This window comes from Streptomyces hawaiiensis, assembly GCF_004803895.1.
Lineage (GTDB): Bacteria > Actinomycetota > Actinomycetes > Streptomycetales > Streptomycetaceae > Streptomyces > Streptomyces hawaiiensis.
On record NZ_CP021978.1, the window covers coordinates 7,967,191 to 7,988,073 of the forward strand.

General features: G+C 71.9%; 21 protein-coding genes. 12 read left to right on the forward strand and 9 right to left on the reverse strand.

Annotated features, from left to right (window positions below; genetic code table 11):
- The first annotated feature begins 62 nt into the window (after positions 1 to 62).
- Positions 63 to 908 (forward strand): polysaccharide deacetylase family protein, encoded by an 846-nt coding sequence (locus tag CEB94_RS36200; RefSeq protein WP_175436169.1) that lies wholly within the window; start codon positions 63 to 65, stop codon positions 906 to 908.
- Between the two features lie 36 nt (positions 909 to 944).
- Here the strand turns inward: CEB94_RS36200 and CEB94_RS36205 are convergent, their stop codons facing one another.
- Positions 945 to 1,613, reverse strand: a complete 669-nt coding sequence (locus CEB94_RS36205; protein ID WP_175436170.1) for a class F sortase — start codon at positions 1,611 to 1,613, stop codon at positions 945 to 947.
- A 352-nt stretch (positions 1,614 to 1,965) separates the two neighbouring features.
- Between CEB94_RS36205 and CEB94_RS36210 the strand changes: the two genes are divergently transcribed.
- The gene (locus CEB94_RS36210) at positions 1,966 to 2,454 is read left to right on the forward strand and encodes a hypothetical protein (protein ID WP_175436171.1); all 489 of its coding nucleotides are present in this window, start codon (positions 1,966 to 1,968) and stop codon (positions 2,452 to 2,454) included.
- Positions 2,455 to 2,566: 112 nt separating this feature from the next.
- On the opposite strand, the gene CEB94_RS36215 is transcribed toward CEB94_RS36210, so the two are convergent.
- From CEB94_RS36215 to CEB94_RS41790, 3 genes are all read right to left on the reverse strand, one after another.
- Entirely contained in the window at positions 2,567 to 3,106 is a 540-nt protein-coding gene (locus CEB94_RS36215) for a hypothetical protein (RefSeq protein ID WP_175436172.1), read from the reverse strand.
- A gap of 225 nt (positions 3,107 to 3,331) precedes the next feature.
- Entirely contained in the window at positions 3,332 to 4,096 is a 765-nt protein-coding gene (locus CEB94_RS36220) for a bestrophin-like domain (RefSeq protein WP_175436173.1), read from the reverse strand.
- A gap of 24 nt (positions 4,097 to 4,120) precedes the next feature.
- Positions 4,121 to 4,252, reverse strand: a complete 132-nt coding sequence (locus CEB94_RS41790; RefSeq protein WP_281292547.1) for a hypothetical protein — start codon at positions 4,250 to 4,252, stop codon at positions 4,121 to 4,123.
- A gap of 28 nt (positions 4,253 to 4,280) precedes the next feature.
- On the opposite strand from CEB94_RS41790, the gene CEB94_RS41320 reads away from it, so the two are divergent.
- The 4 genes from CEB94_RS41320 to CEB94_RS36240 all read left to right on the forward strand — a co-directional run bounded on the left by CEB94_RS41320 (position 4,281) and on the right by CEB94_RS36240 (position 9,290).
- Positions 4,281 to 4,721 (forward strand): hypothetical protein, encoded by a 441-nt coding sequence (locus CEB94_RS41320; protein ID WP_175436174.1) that lies wholly within the window; start codon positions 4,281 to 4,283, stop codon positions 4,719 to 4,721.
- Positions 4,722 to 5,016: 295 nt separating this feature from the next.
- Positions 5,017 to 6,006 (forward strand): SCO0930 family lipoprotein, encoded by a 990-nt coding sequence (locus CEB94_RS36230; protein WP_175436175.1) that lies wholly within the window; start codon positions 5,017 to 5,019, stop codon positions 6,004 to 6,006.
- 330 nt (positions 6,007 to 6,336) lie between these two features.
- The gene (locus CEB94_RS36235) at positions 6,337 to 7,149 is read left to right on the forward strand and encodes an SAM-dependent methyltransferase (protein ID WP_175436176.1); all 813 of its coding nucleotides are present in this window, start codon (positions 6,337 to 6,339) and stop codon (positions 7,147 to 7,149) included.
- Positions 7,146 to 9,290 carry a putative bifunctional diguanylate cyclase/phosphodiesterase gene (locus tag CEB94_RS36240; RefSeq protein ID WP_175436177.1) on the forward strand — a complete coding sequence of 715 codons (2,145 nt, stop codon included), beginning with the start codon at positions 7,146 to 7,148 and terminating at the stop codon, positions 9,288 to 9,290. The genes CEB94_RS36235 and CEB94_RS36240 overlap by 4 nt, the downstream gene beginning before the upstream one ends.
- Before the next feature lie 99 nt (positions 9,291 to 9,389).
- Here CEB94_RS36240 and CEB94_RS36245 read toward each other — a convergent pair whose 3' ends face one another.
- Positions 9,390 to 10,274, reverse strand: coding sequence for a LysR family transcriptional regulator (locus CEB94_RS36245; protein WP_175436178.1), 885 nt, complete (start codon positions 10,272 to 10,274; stop codon positions 9,390 to 9,392).
- A gap of 82 nt (positions 10,275 to 10,356) precedes the next feature.
- On the opposite strand from CEB94_RS36245, the gene CEB94_RS36250 reads away from it, so the two are divergent.
- The 5 genes from CEB94_RS36250 (at position 10,357) to CEB94_RS36275 (ending at position 16,099) form a co-directional block, all read left to right on the forward strand.
- Entirely contained in the window at positions 10,357 to 11,061 is a 705-nt protein-coding gene (locus CEB94_RS36250; protein WP_175436179.1) for a succinate dehydrogenase, read from the forward strand.
- A 2-nt stretch (positions 11,062 to 11,063) separates the two neighbouring features.
- Entirely contained in the window at positions 11,064 to 13,013 is a 1,950-nt protein-coding gene (locus CEB94_RS36255) for a fumarate reductase/succinate dehydrogenase flavoprotein subunit (RefSeq protein WP_175436180.1), read from the forward strand.
- Positions 13,010 to 13,756, forward strand: a complete 747-nt coding sequence (locus CEB94_RS36260; RefSeq protein ID WP_175436181.1) for a succinate dehydrogenase/fumarate reductase iron-sulfur subunit — start codon at positions 13,010 to 13,012, stop codon at positions 13,754 to 13,756. The genes CEB94_RS36255 and CEB94_RS36260 overlap by 4 nt, the downstream gene beginning before the upstream one ends.
- A gap of 760 nt (positions 13,757 to 14,516) precedes the next feature.
- Positions 14,517 to 15,284 (forward strand): GNAT family N-acetyltransferase, encoded by a 768-nt coding sequence (locus CEB94_RS36270; RefSeq protein ID WP_175436182.1) that lies wholly within the window; start codon positions 14,517 to 14,519, stop codon positions 15,282 to 15,284.
- Positions 15,284 to 16,099, forward strand: coding sequence for a lysophospholipid acyltransferase family protein (locus CEB94_RS36275; RefSeq protein ID WP_175436183.1), 816 nt, complete (start codon positions 15,284 to 15,286; stop codon positions 16,097 to 16,099). Before CEB94_RS36270 ends, CEB94_RS36275 begins: the two co-directional genes overlap by 1 nt.
- 190 nt (positions 16,100 to 16,289) lie before the next feature.
- Here the strand turns inward: CEB94_RS36275 and CEB94_RS36280 are convergent, their stop codons facing one another.
- Genes CEB94_RS36280 through CEB94_RS36290 form a run of 3 tightly spaced genes read right to left on the reverse strand, consistent with a single transcriptional unit; the run spans position 16,290 to position 19,814 of the window.
- Positions 16,290 to 16,436 (reverse strand): hypothetical protein, encoded by a 147-nt coding sequence (locus tag CEB94_RS36280; protein ID WP_175436184.1) that lies wholly within the window; start codon positions 16,434 to 16,436, stop codon positions 16,290 to 16,292.
- Between the two features lie 34 nt (positions 16,437 to 16,470).
- The gene (locus tag CEB94_RS36285) at positions 16,471 to 18,816 is read right to left on the reverse strand and encodes an ATP-binding cassette domain-containing protein (RefSeq protein WP_175436185.1); all 2,346 of its coding nucleotides are present in this window, start codon (positions 18,814 to 18,816) and stop codon (positions 16,471 to 16,473) included.
- An 11-nt stretch (positions 18,817 to 18,827) separates the two neighbouring features.
- A complete protein-coding gene (locus tag CEB94_RS36290) occupies positions 18,828 to 19,814 on the reverse strand; it encodes an LLM class flavin-dependent oxidoreductase (protein WP_175436186.1) in 987 nt (328 codons plus the stop codon).
- A 132-nt stretch (positions 19,815 to 19,946) separates the two neighbouring features.
- On the opposite strand from CEB94_RS36290, the gene CEB94_RS36295 reads away from it, so the two are divergent.
- Entirely contained in the window at positions 19,947 to 20,657 is a 711-nt protein-coding gene (locus tag CEB94_RS36295) for a nucleotidyltransferase domain-containing protein (protein WP_246112024.1), read from the forward strand.
- Here the strand turns inward: CEB94_RS36295 and rpmF are convergent.
- Complete coding sequence (gene rpmF / locus CEB94_RS36300) at positions 20,640 to 20,810, reverse strand: 50S ribosomal protein L32 (protein WP_031108795.1); 171 nt, start codon at positions 20,808 to 20,810, stop codon at positions 20,640 to 20,642. The two genes, CEB94_RS36295 and rpmF, sit on opposite strands and share 18 nt — an antisense overlap.
- Positions 20,811 to 20,883: the final 73 nt, after the last annotated feature.

A 20,883-nucleotide genomic window follows, 5' to 3' on the forward strand; every position in this document is an offset into this window, starting at 1 on the left:
TGTGTGCCGCCACACCGGTGTTGCTCGTGTGCGTCGGCCTGCCGCCGGGCGACTGATGAGTCATGAAGAAGGATCAGTTGCTCACCCGGCTGCTCACCCGGCGCCGGGTGTTGATCGCGGGGGCCGGCGCCGTGGGAGCGGCCGCGACGGCCGGAGTGGTCACGGCTGTCACCGGGGACGGCCCCGTCACCTCCGCCCCGGCCGCGGGCTCCCAGGCACGCCGCCTCGTCAAGTCCTCCGCGTACCGGCTGCAGCCCCTGACCGGCTACGGCCCGCCGCGCGCCGCGCCCCGGCGGACCCTGGTCCGCCGCGAACCGCTGCTGCGCGTGTCCGGCCGGGGCCGCACCATGGTGCTGACCTTCGACGACGGCCCCGATCCCCGCTACACCCCGGACATCCTGGACACCCTGGCCGAGTACGACGTGCGCGCGATGTTCTTCGTGTGCGGGGAGATGGTCGCCGGCAGCAGGAACCTGCTGGCCCGGATGGCCGACGAGGGCCACGTCGTGGGGAACCACACGTGGTCCCATCCGTTGCTGACCCGCCTCAGCCGCAGGCAGATCCGCTCCCAGATGGAACGCACCTGCGACGTCATCGAGGACGCCTACGGCGAGCGCCCCGAGTGGTTCCGCGCGCCCTACGGCGCCTGGAACCGCGCCGCCTTCCAGCTCGGCGCCGAACTCGGCATGGAACCGCTCGGCTGGACGGTCGACACCCTCGACTGGACCACCCCCGGGATCCGGTCCATCGCGAAGAGGGTCGAACGCGGCGCCGCCCCCGGCGTCGTGGTGCTCTCGCACGACGCCGGGGGCGACCGCTCGCAGAGTGTGCGGGCCCTGCGGCGCTATCTGCCCGAACTACTGGATTCCGGCTATCACGTCACCGTGCCCCGGCGGCATTACGCGTAACAGGCGTCGGGCTTTCGCCCGCCCGGCCGGGAACGCTCAGCGCACCTCGGCCAGGCGGGCGAAGGCGACGACGTTCCCCGCATAGCCTTCCTGCTGGGAGAAACCGCCGCCGCAGGTGATGACCCGCAGTTCCGCCGCGCCCTTGGAGGCGTAGACGCGGTCGCCGGGGAAGTTGTTCTTCTCGAACACCTCGATGCCGTAGATCTCGAACACGGCGGTCTTTCCGTCCTGCCGGGCGACCTCGACGCGATGTCCCTTCCTCAGGGCCCCGAGTCCGTAGAACACGGCGGGGCCCTGCTGGTTGTCGACATGGCCGACCACGACCGCGGTGCCCTTCTCGCCGGGGGTGACGGCGCCGGTGAACCAGCCGGCCAGGTTGGGGTCCTCCGGCGGTGGCGCGCCGACCCAGCCGTCCGCGTCCAGGCCCACGGGGATGATCGGTGCGTCGACCTGGATCGCCGGGATCCTGACCCGGTCCGGGAGGGCGTAGGGCAAGGGCCGTACGGTCCCGGCGAAGGTGCCCCCGGGTACCCGGCTGTCCGCCGCGGCCGCCGTCGCCGGCTGGGGCGGGCCCTCGTCGAACTCCCCCGAACCATTCCGGATGAGCGCGAGGCCGGTCAGCAGAACCAGCGCTATCACGCCCCACGGGGCGCGCTTCTTCCGCCGCGCCTCCTCTTCCGCCTCGGCCAGCTCGGACGCAGACATTCGCCATCCCCTCTCGACGCGGCCGTCGCCGTGTCAATCGCGCATATCAGCACGCTAAACGGCACGCGCGAAACCGGCGACGGGGCGGGGGCGAACGGGTGGCCCGAGGGTGAAAAGGGGCGGTCCGCGGAGGTGAGGTGCGCCATCCGAGTTGCCGCGCCGAGGAAATTTCTGATGGTCCGTGACCTGCGGCGATATCCGATTGTGCGGTTTTCCCGCACCGCCTTCTCTCACCAGGACGGACCATTCCCGAAATGCGGCTCGCGGCACGGCAACTGACTGTCTTTCTGGGAGGCGCTTTCTCGCCGATCGACCGGGGACGGGTCCCGGGGCGTCTTCCGCGGAGGTTCACATGCGTAACACTCGTGCCCTGGCGGTCGCCGGCGCAGCGGTCGCCGCTCTCGGGCTCTCCGCCCCAGCGGCCGTCGCGTGGGACACGCCCAGCAACATCGTCGTCCTGCCCAGCGTGATCGCCCGCGGCGGCCAGCTGACCATCACGGTGGACGGCTGCCGCCACGGCGGTACGGCGACGTCCAACGCGTTCTCGCCGACCAAGCTCTCGCCTGTCCACGGCAGTTCTCGCGAGACGGCGAGGGGCACCGCCACCATCAACAGCAACGCCCGCCCGGGGCCGTACGACATCACCGTCAACTGCTCCGGCAAGCGGATGACCAAGCCGCAGGCCTTCACCGTCATCGGCGGTGTCCGCGGCGGCATCGGCGGCAGCAGCACCACCGGTGCGACACCGACCGACATGGCCATCGGCGGCGGTCTCGTGGCCGCGGCGGTCGGCGGCGGCGGCGTGTTCTGGATGCGCCGCCGGGCCGAGCGCCGCATCTGACGCCTCGCTCCGCGCTTCTTGGACGATTCGTCGCCTCGCACGTGAACGGCCTTCGCCCCGGCTGCTGCCTCACCAGGGGAGCCGGGGCGAAGACCTGCGGCCGCGGGACGGGTCAGCCGGCGTCCTCGTCGGTGCGGCGGCGCGAGAAGTGGTAGGCGACGCCAAGCGATCCGGCGATCAGTGCGGCGCCGAGGCCGATCTCCTTGAGGTCGAAGCCGGCGACGGTGCCGCCCTCACCGGCATGCACACCCTTGTGGGGGTGGCGCGTCGAGTGGTGCGTCGAGTGGTGCGTGGGGTGGTGCGTCGGACGGCCGCCCGCGATCGTCAGACGCGCGGTGCCGCTCGACTTGTCACATTGGAACTCGACGTCGTAAACGGCACCGGGCTTGGCGTCCCAGTCGACGACGGCCGTCGCCCAGGACTCCTCCGGCGGGATGGTGACCACGTCGAAAACCGGTGAGTTGACCGCCGCCTCCCCCCGGCACGCCTCGTTGCGCACCACCCGCAGAGTGACCTCACCCCCGGCTGCGACGGTGGAGGGCTCGACGCTGAAGCCGAAACCGGTGTGGACCGCCGCGTCGGCGGCGGGCACGCAGGAGGCGAGGGCGCCGGCGCCCAGCAGTACGGCCGAAGCGACGCATATCGCGCGCATGGTGAATCCTCCGGGTCCCCGAGGAGCAGCCGCGGACCTGTTCCGCTCACGACACACATGCACCTCGATGTCCGAAACGCTAAGAACGCGCGCGTGGTGGCGCGATCGCAGTAGTGCGAATGGGGCACGGGTGTGGGCCGCCCGGGGGAACGCCGTTGACGCGGCCGGGGGACGGCGACGGTGTGTCGCGCGCCCCCCGGCCGGGATCCGTGGTGCGAGGCGCCGTCAGTCCCCGACGCCCGGGAAGAGGTTCAGGAACGGGTCCGTCGAGGCGGACACACCCCTGCTGAAGGGGGCGTCGAAGTCCCAGATCAGGAACAGCAGGAAGGCGATCAGCGCCGAGAACACCCCGGCGAGGATCAGTTCGCGGGTCGTTCTGCGGATCTGCAGGGCGAAGATCATTCCGATGGTGACGACGGCTCCGGTGATGAGCCCGAACCACACCACTCCGGGCATGGTCTCCCCGGTCGACTCCGCCCGGGCGATCCGGGCCTGGCTCGCCGCGGTCACCTGGTCCATGAGCGGCTGGTAGGCCTGGGCCTCGAAGTCCGTCCCCGGCTCGTAGTCGGTGACGTCCTGGCGGATCCGTTCGAAGAGCCGGCTGCCGCGCTCGGTGACCTCGCCCTTGTCGGCCATGGTGTCCCACTCGGTGGTGACGACGTGGCCGACGTACGTCCGGATGTCCTCCCGGATGCGGTCGCGTGCATCGGCCGGGTAGACCCGTACCCGCTCCGAGATCTCGTGCAGCGCGGTGGCCTCGGCCTGGACGTGGTCCTGGGCGGCGTTGCGCGCCTCCCAGACACCGGCGATCGCCAGACCGAGGACGATGGCGTAGACCACGCCGATCCACATCGTCATGTACTCGATGACGTCGGGGGTCTCACTGGGGTCCTCGTCCTCGGGCGCCCTGCGGTGCCGCACAAGGGTGATGACGACCACCACGGCGCAGGCAGCCAGCATCGCGAGGGTGAGAACAAGCCATTCCGGCAAGAGGTACCTCCAGGGCTTCAGGGATCAGCGCGCGCGCAGCGCGGCGACGGCCACCACCGCGGGCACCGTGACGAGCAGGACGAAGGTGAGCGGGGACATCGCGCCCTTCGCCGGCCGTGGCCGGGGAGACGAGGCGCGGTAGCGCGGGTAGTGCACGGGCGTCGCGGACGGACGCGGCGCGGGGGTGGCCGGCGGAGCCGGTGCCGGTGCCGGGGGAGCGGGCGCCGGTGGTACCGGCACCGGCCGGGGCGGCGCAGGGCGCGGGGCGGGCGGCGGCGGCGGTGGAGGCGGCGGCTCGGGCCTGGCCGTGGGGGTGGGTTTCGGGGGCGGGGGCGTCGGTTTCGGGGGAGGCGGCGGGTCCGGGGTCGGCTTCGGCGGGGGCGTCGGCTTCGGCGGCGGAGTCGGAGTCGGGGTCGGCGTGGGGGAGGGGCTCGGCGTGGGTGGCGGGCACGGCGGCTTGGTCGGCCAGGTCTTCCTGCTTCCGGCGTACGCCACCGCCTCGGTGCCGTCCGGCCCCGTCGAGGCGTACGCGCAGACGTCGGCCACCGCGACCCCGGCCGGTGCGCCGACGAGCGCCCAGGTCAGCGTCGCCGCCGCCAAGGCCCGTGCCGCAAGGGCGGATTGAGTCGAGAGGGGTCCATGCACGACGAAGATCATGAGCCCTGTTGCGCCCCGACGTGCCGGGCCGCAAGGGGATTGCCCCGAAAGAGGGATATCCGGGTCTCATCGGTTTGATCGGCGATCGCCCGCAGTCGGCTCGATATGTACGTGTGTGCGACGGTGCGGCCGGGGGGTCGGCACAGGTGCCGGAAAGAAATGTGGGCGACGGTTGAACACAATCACCGCCCCCGTGCGTACTCATGACCGTGCGGCGGCGCAGCAGGGCGCTGCAACACCCTTGCGATTATGGGGAGTTGACGATGAAGACCTCCTGGCGGAGCGCCTCACTCGTGGCGAGCGCCGCGGCGGTCCTGGCGCTGACGACGGCGTGCGGTCAGGACAGCCCACCGGCGGCCAGCCAGAACGTGGGCGCCACGGCCGCGCCCGGGGACTACGGGAGCATCGGTGCGGGCACCGGGACCGGCGCGGGCGGCACCGCGACCGGCCAGCCGGCCGCGCCGAGCCCCTCCAGCCCGTCCAACCCCGCCGGCAAGCTGTCCGTCTCCACCGCCGAGAAGGTCGGCAAGGTGGTCACCGACAGTCTCGGCCTCACCCTGTACCGGTTCGACCAGGACACCGAGCAGCCGCCCAAGTCGAACTGCGACGGCGACTGCGCCAAGACCTGGCCGCCGGTCCCGGCCGACGACGCCGAGGCCGGCGAGGGTATCGACAAGGCGCTGCTCGGCTCGGTCACCCGGGCCGACGGCACCAAGCAGCTCACGGTGGCCGGCTGGCCCGCCTACCGCTACGCCAAGGACGTCAACGCCGGTGACGTCAAGGGCCAGGGCGTGGGCGGCAAGTGGTACGCGCTCGCCCCCGACGGCAAGAAGGCGCAAGGGGGCGGAGCCGGAGCCGGAGCCGACGGCGGCGAAGCGGTCCAGGCCGGGCTGTCCACGCGCAACGACCCCAAGCTCGGCGAGATCGTCATCGACAAGAACGGCATGACCGTCTACCGGTTCAAGAAGGACGAGGCCTGGCCCAAGCCGGTCTCCAACTGCTCCGGGGAGTGCCTGGAGAAGTGGCCGCTCGTGGAGCCCGTCGACTACGCCGACACCAAGGGCATCCAGGAGAAGGGTTACATGATCTTCGACCGGACCGACGGCAAGGGCAAGCAGCAGACGATCAACTGCTCGCCCATCTACACCTTCGCCGGCGACAAGGCTCCCGGTGACACCAACGGCCAGGGCGTCGGCGGCACCTGGTACGCCGTCCGGCCCGACGGAAAGCTGGTCGGCGCGTCGGAGAAGTAGAGAAACCTCCCCAGGGTTGATCATCTCGTCCACCCGAAGCGCAGACCCGGTCCGCTCCTCCGTGCCTCACGGAGGAGCGGACCGTTTTGCCGTGCTTCACCTGAACTCGTTGAATTCTTAACACTCTTCTCCTTCCGGACCGGCACTCTCCGGAATGCCCCGGGCACGGTTCGTCATATGTTCGACGGGCATGCGGAGGGGTATCAATTCGGCACGTGCCGCAGGCAGTGACCGGGAACGGATGGTCAATTTCCGTTTCGGGTCGCTCCATTGGCGGGCGATCAGTAGCCTCTGCTCGAACACCGGATCGCCTACGCCTTGGAGAGATAGATGGAGCGTCCCGCCTGGGCCCCACGGAGCATCGACATCTCGGTGCCCAGCGTTTCCCGGATGTACGACTACTACCTGGGCGGATCGCACAACTTCGAGGTCGACCGGGAAGCGGCCCGCAGGGCCATGGAGTTCATGCCGGGACTCCCCAAGATCATGCAGGCGAACCGCGCGTTCATGCGCCGCGCCGTGCGCTACGCGGCCGACCAGGGCGTCTCCCAGTTCCTGGACATCGGCTCCGGCATCCCCACCTTCGGCAACGTCCACGAGGTGGCGCAGGCCGCCCGCCCCGGCGCGCACGTGGTGTACGTCGACCACGACCCGGTGGCCGTGGCGCACAGCCAGGCGGTCCTGGAGGGCTACGACGACGCGGGCGTCGTCGCCGCGGACTTGCTCAAGCCCCAGGAGATTTTGCGCAGCCCCGAGGTGGAGCGGCTGATCGACCTGAATCAGCCAGTGGCGCTGCTCCTCGTTGCCATACTGCACTTCGTGGAAGACGAGGACGACCCGTACGGGGCCGTGGCCGAACTGGGCGAGGCGCTCGCGCCCGGCAGCCTGCTCGTGCTCACGCACGCCTCCTACGAGGGGATCCCGCTGCCGCCGGAGCGGGCCGGAGGCGCGGTGGACGTGTACGAGGGCATCCGCAACCCGCTGATCATGCGCTCGCGCGAGGAGATCGCGCGGTTTTTCGAGGGGTACGACATGGTGGAACCCGGACTGGTGGCGATGCCGCGCTGGCGGCCCGACACCGCACCGGAGGACGAGGATCCGTATGCGTTCTCCGGGTTCGCGGGCGTGGGGCGTACGGCGTGATCGCGGAACCGGACGGGCCGGAGGACAGACTGCGCCGGTTCGCGACGATCTGGAGCCGGGCCGTCTTCCCGGTGACCTCGACGTCGTCGACCCGCCCCGAGTTCGAGAGACAACTGCTGCCCCTGGCCCGGCGGCTGAGCGAGGCGCTGCTGGCCCGGGCCTTCGACTCCGAGGCGGGCAGGGAGGTCGGCGCCGCCCTCGTGGACGCGCACTGCACCGACCCCGAGGCGCTCAGCCGCACCCTGGACTGCGTCGACGCCTATCTGGTCCTGTACTGCGGCGGCGACGGCGACCAGGAGGACCTGCGGGCGCGGTGCGCGCGGCTGCAGCACGCGATGGCCGCCGGTTTCGCCCGGGCGCTGCGCCGGCGGACCCTGGCCGAGCAGGAGGCCATCGCACAGGCCGCCCTCCAGGCGCAGGGCGTGGTGGCGCAGGCCCTGCACGCGAGCGAGGCGCGTTTCCGCGCCGTCTTCGAGGGCGCGGCCATAGGAATCGGCATGGCCGACCTCGAGGGCAACATACTGCAGGTCAACGGCGCGCTGCTGCGCATGTTCGGGGTCTCCGACCAGACGCTGCGCAGCCGCAACGTCCGGGACTGGACCCACCCCGACGACGCTCCGCAGACCTGGCGGCTCTACGACGAACTCGTGCGGGGCGAGCGGGAGCACTACCACCTGGAGAAGGCGTTCTACCGCCCTGACGGAACCGTCCTGTGGACGAACCTGACGGTCTCCCTGCTGCGGGACGCAGACGGCGATCCGCAGTACCAGCTCGCCCTCATGGAGGACACCACCGAGCGGCGGCTGCTCAACCTGCGGCTGCGCTACGAGGCCACGCACGACGCGCTGACCGGGCTGCCGAACCGCACGTTCTTCTTCGAGCGCCTGGAGAAGGCGCTGGGCGCCGGGGAAGGCCAGCGGTTCGGGCTCTGTTACCTGGACCTGGACGGCTTCAAGACCGTCAACGACAGCCTCGGTCACGCGGCCGGCGACCGGCTGCTGGTGGAGGTCGCCGACCGGCTGCAGTCCTGCGCCACCGCGCCGGGCGAGATGGTCGCGCGGCTCGGCGGCGACGAGTTCGTGGCGCTGACCACCGGGCCCGACACCCAGCGTGAGGTCGACGAACTCGCCGGGCGCATCATGAACGCGCTGCTCGCGCCGATCAGCGTCGACGGCCGGGAGCTGACCGTGCGCGGCAGCATCGGCATCGTCGAGGGCCCGGCCGGGGAACGCAGCCCGGCGGAGGTGCTGCGCAGCGCGGACATCACCATGTACCGGGCGAAGTCGGCGGGCGGCAACCGCTTCGAACTCGCCGATCCGGAGGCGGACGCCCGGGCCATCACGCGGCACGGCCTGACCACGGCGCTGCCGACGGCGCTGGAGCGGGGCGAGTTCTTCATCGAGTACCAGCCGCTGGTGCATCTCGGCGACGGCAGCGTCCGGGGCGCCGAGGCCCTGGTGCGCTGGCTGCATCCGCAGCACGGCGTGCTCGGGCCGGACCGGTTCATCCCGCTCGCGGAGCACACGGGCCTGATCGTGCCCCTGGGCCGTTGGGTCCTGGAGCAGTCGGTGCGCCAGGCCCGCGAGTGGCGGGAACTGCACGGCGGCGTCGAGGCGGTGGGACCGCTGCGGATCAACGTGAACCTGTCGCCGTGCCAGTTGACGCATCCCGGGCTGGTCCAGGACACGGTCGACATCCTGGAGTGCACCGGCGTCTCGCCGGACGCGTTGTGCCTGGAGGTCACCGAGTCGGCGCTGATCGGTGCCGACGACGATCTGCTGAAGCCGCTGCGGCGGCTGGCGGAGATGGGCGTCGACATCGCCCTGGACGACTTCGGGACGGGCTACTCCAATCTGGCCAACCTGCGCCGGCTGCCGGTCAGCATCCTGAAGCTGGACCGGTCCTTCACTCAGAGCATGCAGCAGTTCCCGGCCGATCCGGTCGACCTCAAGATCGTCGAGGGGATCGTCTCCCTGGCCCACAGCCTGGATCTGGCGGTGACGGTGGAGGGGGTCGAGACGGGTGCGCAGGCCGAGCAGTTGCGGATACTGGGCTGCGACACGGCACAAGGCTGGTACTACGCAAGGCCGGGCCCCCCGGAGAGGCTGCACGAACTGGCCCTGGTCGACGCAACGGGCTAGGGGGTAGCGCCCTTGGGGGCGCGGGGAACCGCGCGAACAACCACGACGCACCCGTACTCCGAAACGGCGCCTACACCCCACGGCGCTCCCGCATCCGCCTCACCGCTCGAGCAGCATCCGCTGCAACTCCCGAGCGGCCCGAGGCGGAGCCACGTCACTGCGGTGCGCCAGCGCGATCACGCGATGCAGTCCGGGCCGGGCCAGCGGAGTCACCCGCAGTCCGCGCCCGGACCTGGCCGCCACCATCCGGGGTACTACGGCGACCCCCAGCCCGGCTCGCACAAAACCCAGCACCGCGTCCATCTCCCCGCCCTCCACCGCGAAGTCGGGTTCGAACCCCTCGGCCCGGCAGGCGGCCACGGTCAGCTCCCGCAGGTCGTACCCGTGCCGGAACATCACCAGCCGCTCACCCTCCAGGTCGCAGACCCGCACGGTACGCCGCCCCCGGCCGGGACTCGGCGCGTCCGGGGACGAGACCACGACGAGATCCTCACGCAGCAGCTCCACCGTGGTCAGCGCCGGCGAGGGCGTCGGCAGCGGCAGCACGACCAGCGCCAGATCCAGCGCGCCACGCGCCAGCTCCCGCACCAGATCGTGCGACCCGCCCTCCTCGATCAGCAGCCGGATACCCGGATAGCGATCGTGGAAGGCCCGCAGCACATCCGGCAGCAGACCCGTGCACACACTCGGCGTCGCCCCCAGCCGCACCCGCCCCCGCCGCAGCTGTGCCAGCTCCTGCACCTCCTGCCGCGCCGTGTCCGCGTCGGCCAGGATGCGCCGGGCCAGCGGGAGAAGCGCCTCCCCGGCGTCCGTGAGCGTGATGTTGCCCCGGGCGCGCCGGAACAGGTCCGCGCCCAGCTCCCGCTCCAGCGCCTTGATCTGCTGCGACAGCGACGGCTGCGCGACATGGACCAGATCGGCGGCCCGGGTGAAGTGCCGGGTCTCGGCGACGGCCACGAAGTACTGGAGCTGCTGGAACTGCATGCTCCTACGATAGCTCCAGCCTATGGATTCAAGCCGCACCATGTCTTGGACCGATCGGCCGCCCGTCCGTAGCGTGCTCAGCATGGCTCTGGCAACGCGGACGGACCGACGGCCGTCCTTCGCACGCACCGTGTGGGACTCCACCGTCGGCAAGAAGACCGTGATGGCGGTCAGCGGTCTGATCATGCTGCTGTACCTGGTCGCCCACATGATCGGAAACCTGAAGATCTTCTTCGGGGCGGGCGAGTTCGACCGCTACGCGCACTGGCTGCGCACCGTCGGCGAGCCGTTCATGCACTACGAGTGGACGCTCTGGCTCATCCGGGTCGTGCTGGTCGTCGCCGTCGTCGCGCACGCCACCTCGGCGTACCAGCTCAGCCGCCGCGACATCAGGGCCCGGCCGAGCAAGTACGCGCACAAGAAGCCGCGGGCCAGTTACGCGACCCGCACCATGCGCTGGGGCGGGATCATCCTCGGGCTGTTCATCGTCTGGCACGTCCTGGACCTGACGACCGGCACCGTGCACCCCGGCTTCCAGCCCGGCCACCCGTACCAGAACGTCCTGGACACCTTCTCCACCTGGTACGGCAACGCCATATACATCGTCGCGATGCTCGCGCTCGGCCTGCACGTCCGGCACGGCTTCTGGAGCGCCGCCCAGACCCTCGGCGTCGGCAGCCGCACCCGCGACCGCGCCCTGAAGACCGTCGCCGACGTCCTCGCACTGCTGCTCACGGCCGGTTTCATCGCCGTACCCGTGGGCGTCATGACCGGAGTGGTGAGCTGAAGATGACTTCCTACGCCGACTACGCGACCGGTGAGCCGGTCGCCGACACCAAGGCCCCCACCGGGCCGGTCAACGAGCGCTGGGACAAGCGCCGCTTCGAGGCCAAACTGGTCAACCCCGCCAACCGGCGCAAGCACACCGTGATCGTCGTCGGCACCGGCCTCGCCGGCGGCTCCGCCGGGGCCACCCTCGCCGAACAGGGCTACCACGTCGTCCAGTTCTGCTACCAGGACTCCCCGCGCCGCGCCCACTCCATCGCCGCGCAAGGAGGCATCAACGCCGCGAAGAACTACCGCAACGACGGCGACTCCGTCCACCGCCTGTTCTACGACACCGTCAAGGGTGGCGACTTCCGGGCCCGCGAGTCCAACGTCCACCGGCTCGCGCAGATCTCCGTCGAGATCATCGACCAGTGCGTGGCCCAGGGCGTGCCCTTCGCCCGGGAGTACGGCGGGCTGCTCGACACCCGGTCGTTCGGCGGCGTGCAGGTCTCGCGCACGTTCTACGCCCGCGGCCAGACCGGCCAGCAGCTCCTCCTCGGCGCCTACCAGGCCCTCAGCCGGCAGATCGCGGCCGGGAACATCGAGATGCACCCGCGCACCGAGATGCTCGACCTGATCGTCGTCGACGGGCGGGCGCGCGGCATCGTGGCGCGGGACCTCGTCACCGGGCGCATCGACACGTACTTCGCGGACGCCGTCGTGCTCGCCTCCGGCGGCTACGGCAACGTCTTCTACCTGTCGACGAACGCCATGAACTCCAACGCCACCGCCATCTGGCGGGCCCACCGGCGCGGAGCGCACTTCGCCAATCCCTGCTTCACCCAGATCCACCCCACCTGCATCCCGCGCACCGGCGACCACCAGTCCAAGCTGACGCTGATGAGCGAGTCGCTGCGCAACGACGGGCGCATCTGGGTGCCCAGGGCGAAGGGCGACCAGCGGCCCCCGAACGACATCCCCGAGGACGAGCGCGACTACTACCTGGAGCGCATCTACCCGTCCTTCGGCAATCTCGTGCCTCGTGACATCGCCTCCCGTGCCGCGAAGAACGTCTGCGACGAGGGCAGGGGAGTGGGGCCGGGCGGGCAGGGCGTCTACCTCGACTTCGCCGACGCCATCGCGCGCATGGGCCGGGGCGCCGTCGAGGCCAAGTACGGCAACCTCTTCGACATGTACCAGCGGATCACCGACGAGGATCCGTACCAGGTGCCGATGCGGATCTACCCCGCCGTGCACTACACGATGGGCGGACTGTGGGTCGACTACGACCTCCAGACCACCATCCCCGGGCTGTTCGCGATCGGCGAGGCCAACTTCTCCGACCACGGCGCCAACCGCCTCGGCGCCTCCGCGCTGATGCAGGGACTCGCGGACGGCTACTTCGTCCTCCCCTCGACCATCAACGACTACCTGGCCCGCAACCCCCACGACGACGCGGTGACCGACGGACACCCCGTCGTCCAGGAGGTGCTGGCCGACACCCAGGACCGGCTCAACCTGCTGCTGTCCGTCGACGGCGACCGCACCCCCGACTCCTTCCACCGAGAGGTCGGCGAACTCATGTGGGAGTTCTGCGGCATGGCCCGCACCGACTCGGGGCTGCGTAAGGCGCTGGAGCGCATCCCGCAGATCCGCGAGGAGTTCTGGCGGCGCGTGAAGGTGCCCGGCACCGGCGAGGAGTTCAACCAGTCGCTGGAGAAGGCCAACCGCGTCGTCGACTACCTGGAGCTCGCCGAGCTGATGTGCCTCGACGCGCTGCACCGCGAGGAGTCCTGCGGCGGCCACTTCCGTGAGGAGTCCCAGACGCCCGACGGCGAGGCCGCCCGCAGGGACGAGGAGTTCGGGTACGCGGCCGCCTGGGAGTTCACCGGCACCGGCGAGGCTCCCGTCCTGCACAAGGAAGACCTCGTCTTCGAGTACGTCCACCCCACCCAGCGGAGCTACGCATGAAGCTCACCCTGCGCGTCTGGCGGCAGAAGAACACCGACGCCGACGGCACGATGTCCACGTACGAGGTGGACGGGATCTCGCCCGACATGTCCTTCCTGGAGATGCTCGACACGCTCAACGAGGAGCTCATCGTCAAGGGCGAGGACCCCGTCGCCTTCGACCACGACTGTCGTGAGGGTATCTGCGGCGCGTGTTCGCTCGTCATCAACGGCGACGCGCACGGGCCCGAGCGGACGACGACCTGTCAGCTGCACATGCGGTCGTTCAAGGACGGCGACACGATCGACGTGGAGCCGTGGCGTGCGTCGGCGTTCCCGGTGATCAAGGACCTCGTGGTGGACCGGTCGGCCTTCGACCGGATCATCCAGGCCGGCGGGTACATCACCGCGCCCACGGGGGCGGCTCCCGAGGCGCACGCCACGCCGGTGCCCAAGCCGGACGCCGACTTCGCCTTCGAGCACGCCGAGTGCATCGGATGCGGGGCGTGTGTGGCGGCCTGTCCCAACGGGGCGGCCATGCTGTTCACGTCGGCGAAGATCAACCATCTGAACGTGCTGCCGCAGGGGGCGCCCGAGCGGGAGACGCGGGTGCTGGACATGGTGGAGCAGATGGACGAGGAGGGGTTCGGCGGGTGCACGCTCGCCGGGGAATGCGCCACCGCCTGCCCGAAGGGCATTCCGCTGATGTCCATCACGAGCATGAACAAGGAGTGGTTGCGGGCCGCGCGGAAGGTGAAGCGGTAGCGCCGTCGCGGGGGCGGTTGTCCGGCGGCCGCGGGTGGCTCGTGGCTGGTCGCGCGGTTCCCCGCGCCCCCAGGGGGTCGCAGTGAACGTTCGCCGGTAGGTGCGGACGGGCGGGACCGGGAGTGGTGCTCATCCCGGTCCCGTCTCGTATGCGCGTGTCACGGGCCGGGATCGGCCAGGAGGGGGCCCAGGGGGCCGAGGTCCAGGTTGAGGTCGCCGCGCCGCAGCCCCCACGGTCAGGACCAGGACCGCCAGGTCACGGCACCACCGTGCGGTCGGAATCCACCGGTGACCGGCACGGTCACGCGCGGACCTCCCGGTGCACGGCGCACTCCACCCGGTCCGGCCTGGCGAAGGAGTACGGGATTCAAGGGCCTGACACGGTGACCTCCATGGCACGACGGTTGCCGGCCCGTGGAGGACCGGGCCGCCACACCGTCGCGACGGGGCGTCGCGGGCCAGTTCGCCGACGGCCCGGACGAACTCGGCGCGCCGGTCGTCGTCGACCAGAGGGGCAGACGGACCCGGCGCTGTCCTCACGCGCCGCGCGTGACGCGCTCACCGAGCAGAACGCACGTCTGCGTGCGCCATCCGGGCCGCGCCCGTGGGCGCGAGGCGTTCAACAACCTCACACCCGTTTTCTCTGCGCATGACACGCGAAGGTCAGCCGGTCTCGGGAGAACAGGGGTGAAGGTTCGCACGACACCGCGCAGCGTCCCGCCCCGCCTCCACCGCACCGGCCCGTGACCAGGAGAGAGCCATGACCGGCGTACTGACCGTCGACCGCCCCGCGCAGCCCACGGCCCCCACCCGCTACACCGTCGCCCTGGCCCGGACCGAGGAGGACGTGCGTGCCGCCCAGCGGCTGCGGCACGACGTCTTCGCCGGGGAGCTGGGGGCCCTGCTTTCCGGTCCGCAGCCGGGCCTCGACGTCGACCCGTTCGACGCGCACTGCGACCACCTGCTCGTCCGGGAGGAGACGACCGGCCAGGTCGTCGGCACCTACCGGCTGCTGCCGCCGGAGCGCGCGGCGGTCGCCGGGCGGCTGTACTCCGAGGGCGAGTTCGATCTGACCGCGCTCGACGGGATCCGGCCGCAGCTCGTCGAGGTGGGCCGCTCCTGCGTGCACCCCGACCACCGCGACGGGGCGGTCATCGGCCTCATCTGGGCCGGCATCGCCCGCTACATGGTCGACCGCGGCCACGAGTGGCTCGCCGGCTGCTGCTCCGTCCCGCTCACCGACGGCGGCGCCCTCGCGTCCGCCACCTGGGAGCGGGTGAGCGACAGGCACCTCGCGCCGGAGGAGTTCCGGGTGCGGCCGCTGCTGCCGTGGACGCCGGGCCGCGCGCCCGCCGCCCGCGTCGAACTCCCCGCCCTGCTGCGCGGCTACCTGCGCCTGGGCGCCTGGGTGTGCGGCGAACCGGCCCACGACCCGGACTTCGGCGTCGCCGACCTGTACGTGCTGCTGCCGATGAGCCGCGTCAACGCCCGGTACCTGCGCCACTTCCTCTCCCTCGTACCGGCCTGATGAGTGCCTGGCTGCCCACCGCGCCCTGCACGCCGCAGGCCTGTGTCGAAGGGTCCGCGGCCGTGCGGGCGCGGGCCGTGCCCCGGGCCGTGCTGCGGCTCACCGCGCTCCTGCTGCTCCTCCTCGCGGGGATCGCGCTGACGCCCTTCGGCGCCCGGATACCGGCGTCGCTGGTCCGGCGGTGGTGCCGGTGGATCGTGCGGGCGGCAGGGGTCCGGGTCCGTATCACCGGCGCCGCCGCCCCCACCGGCGGACTGCTGCTGGTCGCCAACCACATCTCCTGGCTGGACATCCCGCTGCTCGCCGCCGTACGCCCCGCCAGGATGCTGGCCAAGACCGAGGTACGGAGCTGGCCCGTCGCCGGGGCGCTGGCCGCGCGCGGCGGAACGCTGTTCATCGACCGGGACCGGTTGCGGGCCCTCCCGGACACGGTCGCCCGGATCGCCGGAGCCCTGCGCGAGGGCGCCGCGGTCGCGGCCTTCCCCGAGGGCAGCACCTGGTGCGGCCGGGCCCAGGGCTCCTTCCGCCGGGCCGTCTTCCAGGCCGCCCTGGACGCAGGGGTGCCGGTCCAGCCGGTGCGCATCGGCTACCGGCTCAGCGGCGGCACGGCCACCACGGCCCCCGCGTACGTGGGTGAGGACACGCTGCTGGCCTCCCTGTGGCGGGTGGCGACGGCCCGCGGCCTGATCGCGGAGGTCGAGGTACGGGCCCCCGTCCCACCGGGCAGCAGCCCCGACCGCCGGGCTCTCGCCCGCGCCGCCCAGCCACCGGAGACGACGGCACCGTCGTGGACGCACACGGCGCTCGTGGCGTAGGAAGTGCGCCGACCGGGCCGTCCCCCGTAAGGGCTGGTTCCGGCTGCGCGGCCCGCCCCCGGGGACACGGCCGTGCGGTTCGCCGACCGGCGGCAGCTGCTCGCCGCGGCCGGACGCGGACAGCGCCGGCGGCTCGCAGTGCGCCGGCCGGTGCACGGCGCCGGACGTCCCTGCCCGCACCGGACGTTCCTCAGTGGTGCCCGGACAGCGTGCGCGTGTCCGGGCTGTGCGGCCCGCCCCCGGGGACGCGGCCGTGCGGTTCGCCGACCGGCGGCAGCTGCTCGCCGCGGCCGGACGCGGACAGCGCCGGCGGCTCGTCGTGCGCCGGCCGGTGCACGACGCAGGAGGTCCTCGCCGACGCCGGACGGGCCTCAGCCGCCCCCGGACCGCGTACGCGCCAGAAACGGTGCCGTCCGGCTCTCCGTCGAGCGGGCGACGTCCGCGGGCGGCCCCGACGCCACGATCCGGCCGCCCTCGTCGCCGCCGCCCGGGCCGAGGTCGATGACCCAGTCCGCGCGTGCGACGACGGACATGTCGTGCTCGACGACGATGACGGTGTGCCCGGCGTCGACGAGCCCGTGCAACTGGCGCATCAGGACGTCCACGTCCGCCGGGTGGAGGCCGGTCGTGGGCTCGTCGAGGAGGTAGAGCGTGTGGCCGCGCCGGCCGCGTTGCAGTTCGCTCGCCAGCTTGATCCGCTGGGCCTCGCCGCCGGAGAGCTCGGTGGCGGGCTGGCCGAGGCGGAGGTAGCCCAGGCCGACGTCGAGCAGGGTGCCGAGGCTGCGGGCCACGGCCGGGGTGTCCGCGAAGAACTCCGCCGCGCTCTCCACTGTCAGATCCAGCACCTGCGCGATGTTCCGCCCGCGGTATGCCACCTCCAGCGTCCGAGGGTTGTAGCGGGCCCCGCCGCAGTCCGGGCAGGGCGCGTACGTGCTCGGCAGGAACAGCAGCTCCACGCTGACGAACCCCTCACCCTGGCAGGTCTCGCAGCGCCCTCCCGCCACGTTGAAGGAGAACCGCCCGACGCCGAAACCGCGTGCGCGGGCCCCGTCGGTGGCCGCGAAGACCTTGCGTACGACGTCGAAGAGGCCCGTGTAGGTGGCGAGGTTCGAGCGCGGGGTGCGGCCGATCGGCTTCTGGTCGACCGAGACCAGCCGGCCGACCCCCGCCGAGTCCTCCGTGATCTCACCGATGAGCGTGGACTTGCCGGAGCCGGACACCCCGGTCACCGCGGTGAACACGCCGAGCGGGAACTTTGCTGTCACGCCGCGCAGGTTGTGCCGCGAGACCGGGCCGGTCTCGAGCCACCCGGTCGCCTCGCGCACGTCCCGGGCCGGGACGGGGGAGCGGTCGAACAGGTAACGGGCCGTCGCCGACTCCTCGACACCGGCCAGCCCGGCCACCGGACCGCTGTGCAGCACCCGCCCGCCGTGTTCACCGGCGTCCGGGCCCACCTCGACCAGCCAGTCGGCCCCCCGCACCACGTCGAGGTGGTGCTCCACCACGAACACCGAGTTCCCGGACGCCTTCAGCCGCTCCAGCACCGTGAGCAGTGCCTCGGTGTCCGCTGGATGCAGGCCGGCCGACGGCTCGTCGAGGACGTAGACGACCCCGAACAGGCCCGAGCGTAGCTGGGTGGCCAGACGCAGGCGCTGCAGTTCGCCCGCGGAGAGCGTGGGTGTGGGCCGGTTGAGACTGAGGTAGCCGAGACCCAGCTCGACGACCGGCGCGATACGGGACCGCAGGTCGTCGGTGAGGACCCTGGCGGCCTCCGAGGTCGCGTCGAGACCGGTGGCCAGCTCAACCAGCGGCAGTGCGGCCAGTTCGGCGATGGTCCGGCCGCCGAACGTCACGGCCAGGGCCTCGGGGCGCAGCCGGCTGCCGCCGCACGCCGGGCAGGGGGCGCTGGTGAGGAACCGCTCGGCCTTCGCCCGCAGGGCCGGGCTCTTGGAGTCCGAGAACGTCTTCATCACGTACCGGTGGGCGCTCATGTAGGTGCCCTGGTACGGCCGTTGGATCCGGTCGGCGTCCCGCACGGGGTGCACGGTGACCACCGGCTGCTCGTCGGTGAACAGGATCCACTCCCGCCGGTCCGCTGGCAGCTCCCGCCACGGCCGGTCCACCTCGTGGCCGAGCGCGTCGAGGATGTCCCGCAGGTTCTTGCCCTGCCAGGCGCCCGGCCACGCGGCGATCGCCCCGTCGCGGATCGACAGCGACGGGTCGGGGACCAGCAGCTCCTCGCTCGTACGGTGCACCTGCCCGAGCCCGTGGCACTCCGGGCAGGCCCCCACGGCCGTGTTGGGCGAGAAGGCGTCGGAGTCGAGCCGCTCGGCGCCGGGCGGGTAGGTGCCGGCGCGGGAGAACAGCATCCGCAGGGAGTTGGAGAGGTTGGTGACGGTGCCGACGGAGGAGCGAGAGGTGGGCGCCGCGCGGCGCTGCTGGAGCGAGACGGCCGGGGGCAGACCGGTGATCTCCCCGACCTTCGGGGCGCCGACCTGGTGGATCAGCCGGCGTGCGTACGGCGCGACCGACTCGAAGTAGCGCCGCTGCGCCTCCGCGTAGATCGTGCCGAACGCCAGCGACGACTTCCCCGAGCCGGACACGCCGGTGAACACGGCCAGCACGTCCCGCGGGATGTCGACGTCGATGCCCTGGAGGTTGTGCTCGCGGGCGCCGCGGACACGGACGAACGGGTCATGGGGGTCGCGGTCGTGCATGGGAAACGACTCTAACCGGAGGTGATCGCGGCCAGCCGCCGGTAGGAGTCCAGCAGGGCCTCACGGTCGTACGTGCTGGTCGTGACGAGTATCTCCTGCGCGCCCGTCTCCTTCAGCACCGTCTCCAGCTCGTGCGCCACCTGCTCCTCGGTGCCGGCGATGTGGCCGGTCAGGCCGGACTCGTAGAAGCCGCGCTCCTTGCCGGTCATCGTGAGCGCCTCCACGCGCTCGGCGGGCGGCAGGGGCGGGAAGGTGCCGTGGGTGCGGGAGTACGCCATGGACCAGGCCTCGGGGATCAGCAGCCGCCGGGCCTCGTCGGGGGTGTCGGCCACGGCGATCGTGCCCGAGATGACGACGTAGGGCTCCGCGGCCCAGGGGGAGGGGCGGAAACGGTCGCGGTAGTGGTCGATGCCGCGCCGCATCTTGTCCCGGTTCCTGAGGTCGCCGATGACCATGGGCAGCCCCGCGCGGGCGGCGATGCCGGCGCCCTCGCCCATGGCCAGGACGAACGGCGGCACGCTCAGGCCCTCGGCGGGGCGGGCGTGGACCCCGGTGGGGGAGGTGCCCCGGAACCAGCCGAGCAGTTCGCCGAGCTGGGCCTCGAAGTCCTCGGCGTCGCCCTTGTCGCGGCCCAGGGCCCTGCGCACCCCGTCCGTGAAGCCGACGGACCGGCCGAGGCCCATGTCGATCCGCCCGGGGAACAGCGACTCCAGCACCCCGAACTGCTCGGCCACGACCAGCGGCCTGTGGTTGGGCAGCATCACCCCGCCGGTGCCGACCCGGATCGTCCGGGTCGCGCCCGCGACAGCCGCGGCCAGCACGGTCGGCGCGGAACCGGCGACCCCGGGCACGCCGTGGTGCTCCGAGACCCAGAGCCGGTGGTAGCCGAGCCGCTCCAGCTCCCGCGCCAGCCGCACGGTGTCGCGCAGCGCCTCGGAGTGGGTGTGCCCCTCGCGGGTGCGGGAGCGGTCGAGGACGGACAGACGCACGGGTTCCATACCAGGTTCTACGCCGGACGGGGCCGCCGGTATTCCGGCGCCGCCAAGGGGACCACCGCCGGAAAACCGGGTGACCGCGTCCTGCCACGTCAGGACAATGTTCCGATATCCCGTAGCGAAAGGCGGCCCACCGTGACCGTCCCCAACGTCCTGCTCTCCGGCATCGTCGGATCGACCGCCTATGGCCTCGCCCGCCCGGGTTCGGACATCGACCGCCTCGGCCTGTTCGCCGCGCCCACCGGAGAGCTGCACGGTCTGCGCCGGCCGAAGGAGTCGCACGTCAGCACCGCGCCGGACCACACCCTGCACGAGGCGGCCAAGTGGTGCCGGCTGGCCCTCGGCGGCAACCCGACCGCGATGGAGCTGGTGTGGCTCCCCGACGACCTGTACGAGGTGCGCACCCCGCTCGGCGACGAGCTCATCGGCATCCGTACGGCGTTCCTGAGCGCCCGGCGCGTGAGGGACGCCTATCTCGGGTACGCCACCCAGCAGTTCCGGCGGCTGGAGGCGCGCGGCGACGGTTCGTTCTCCGCCGACACCCGCAAGCGCACCGCGAAGCACGCCCGGCATCTCAAGCGGCTGTGCGGCCAGGGCCTGGAGCTGTACACCACCGGGCGGCTGACGATCCGTGTCGAGAACCCGGACGAGTACCACGCCTTCGGCGAGCGCGTCGCCGCCGACCCGTCGGCCGCGCTGCCTCTGCTCAGGCACTACGAGGCCGCCTTCGACGCGGGCCCCACAGCGCTGCCGGACGAGCCCGACGAGGCGCCGGTGGAGGCCTGGCTGCACCGGGTCCGGGCGCACTTCTACCCGGAGGCGGCCCGCTCAGCCGTCGGGGCGTAGCAGGCCGCGCTCGTAGGCCCTGACCAGGTTCTGCGGGACGAGGTGACGGACGCCGTCGACGGTGACGGGGACCAGCGTCGGGGTGGCCGCCTTCCACTGGGCGCGGCGGTGACGGGTGTTGCTGCGGGACATCTTCCGCTTGGGGACAGCCATGGGGACTCCTCCTCGGTGGGCGGGCACCGAGAACGCTACATGAAAATGGATCCCATTAACAATGTGCGTCGAG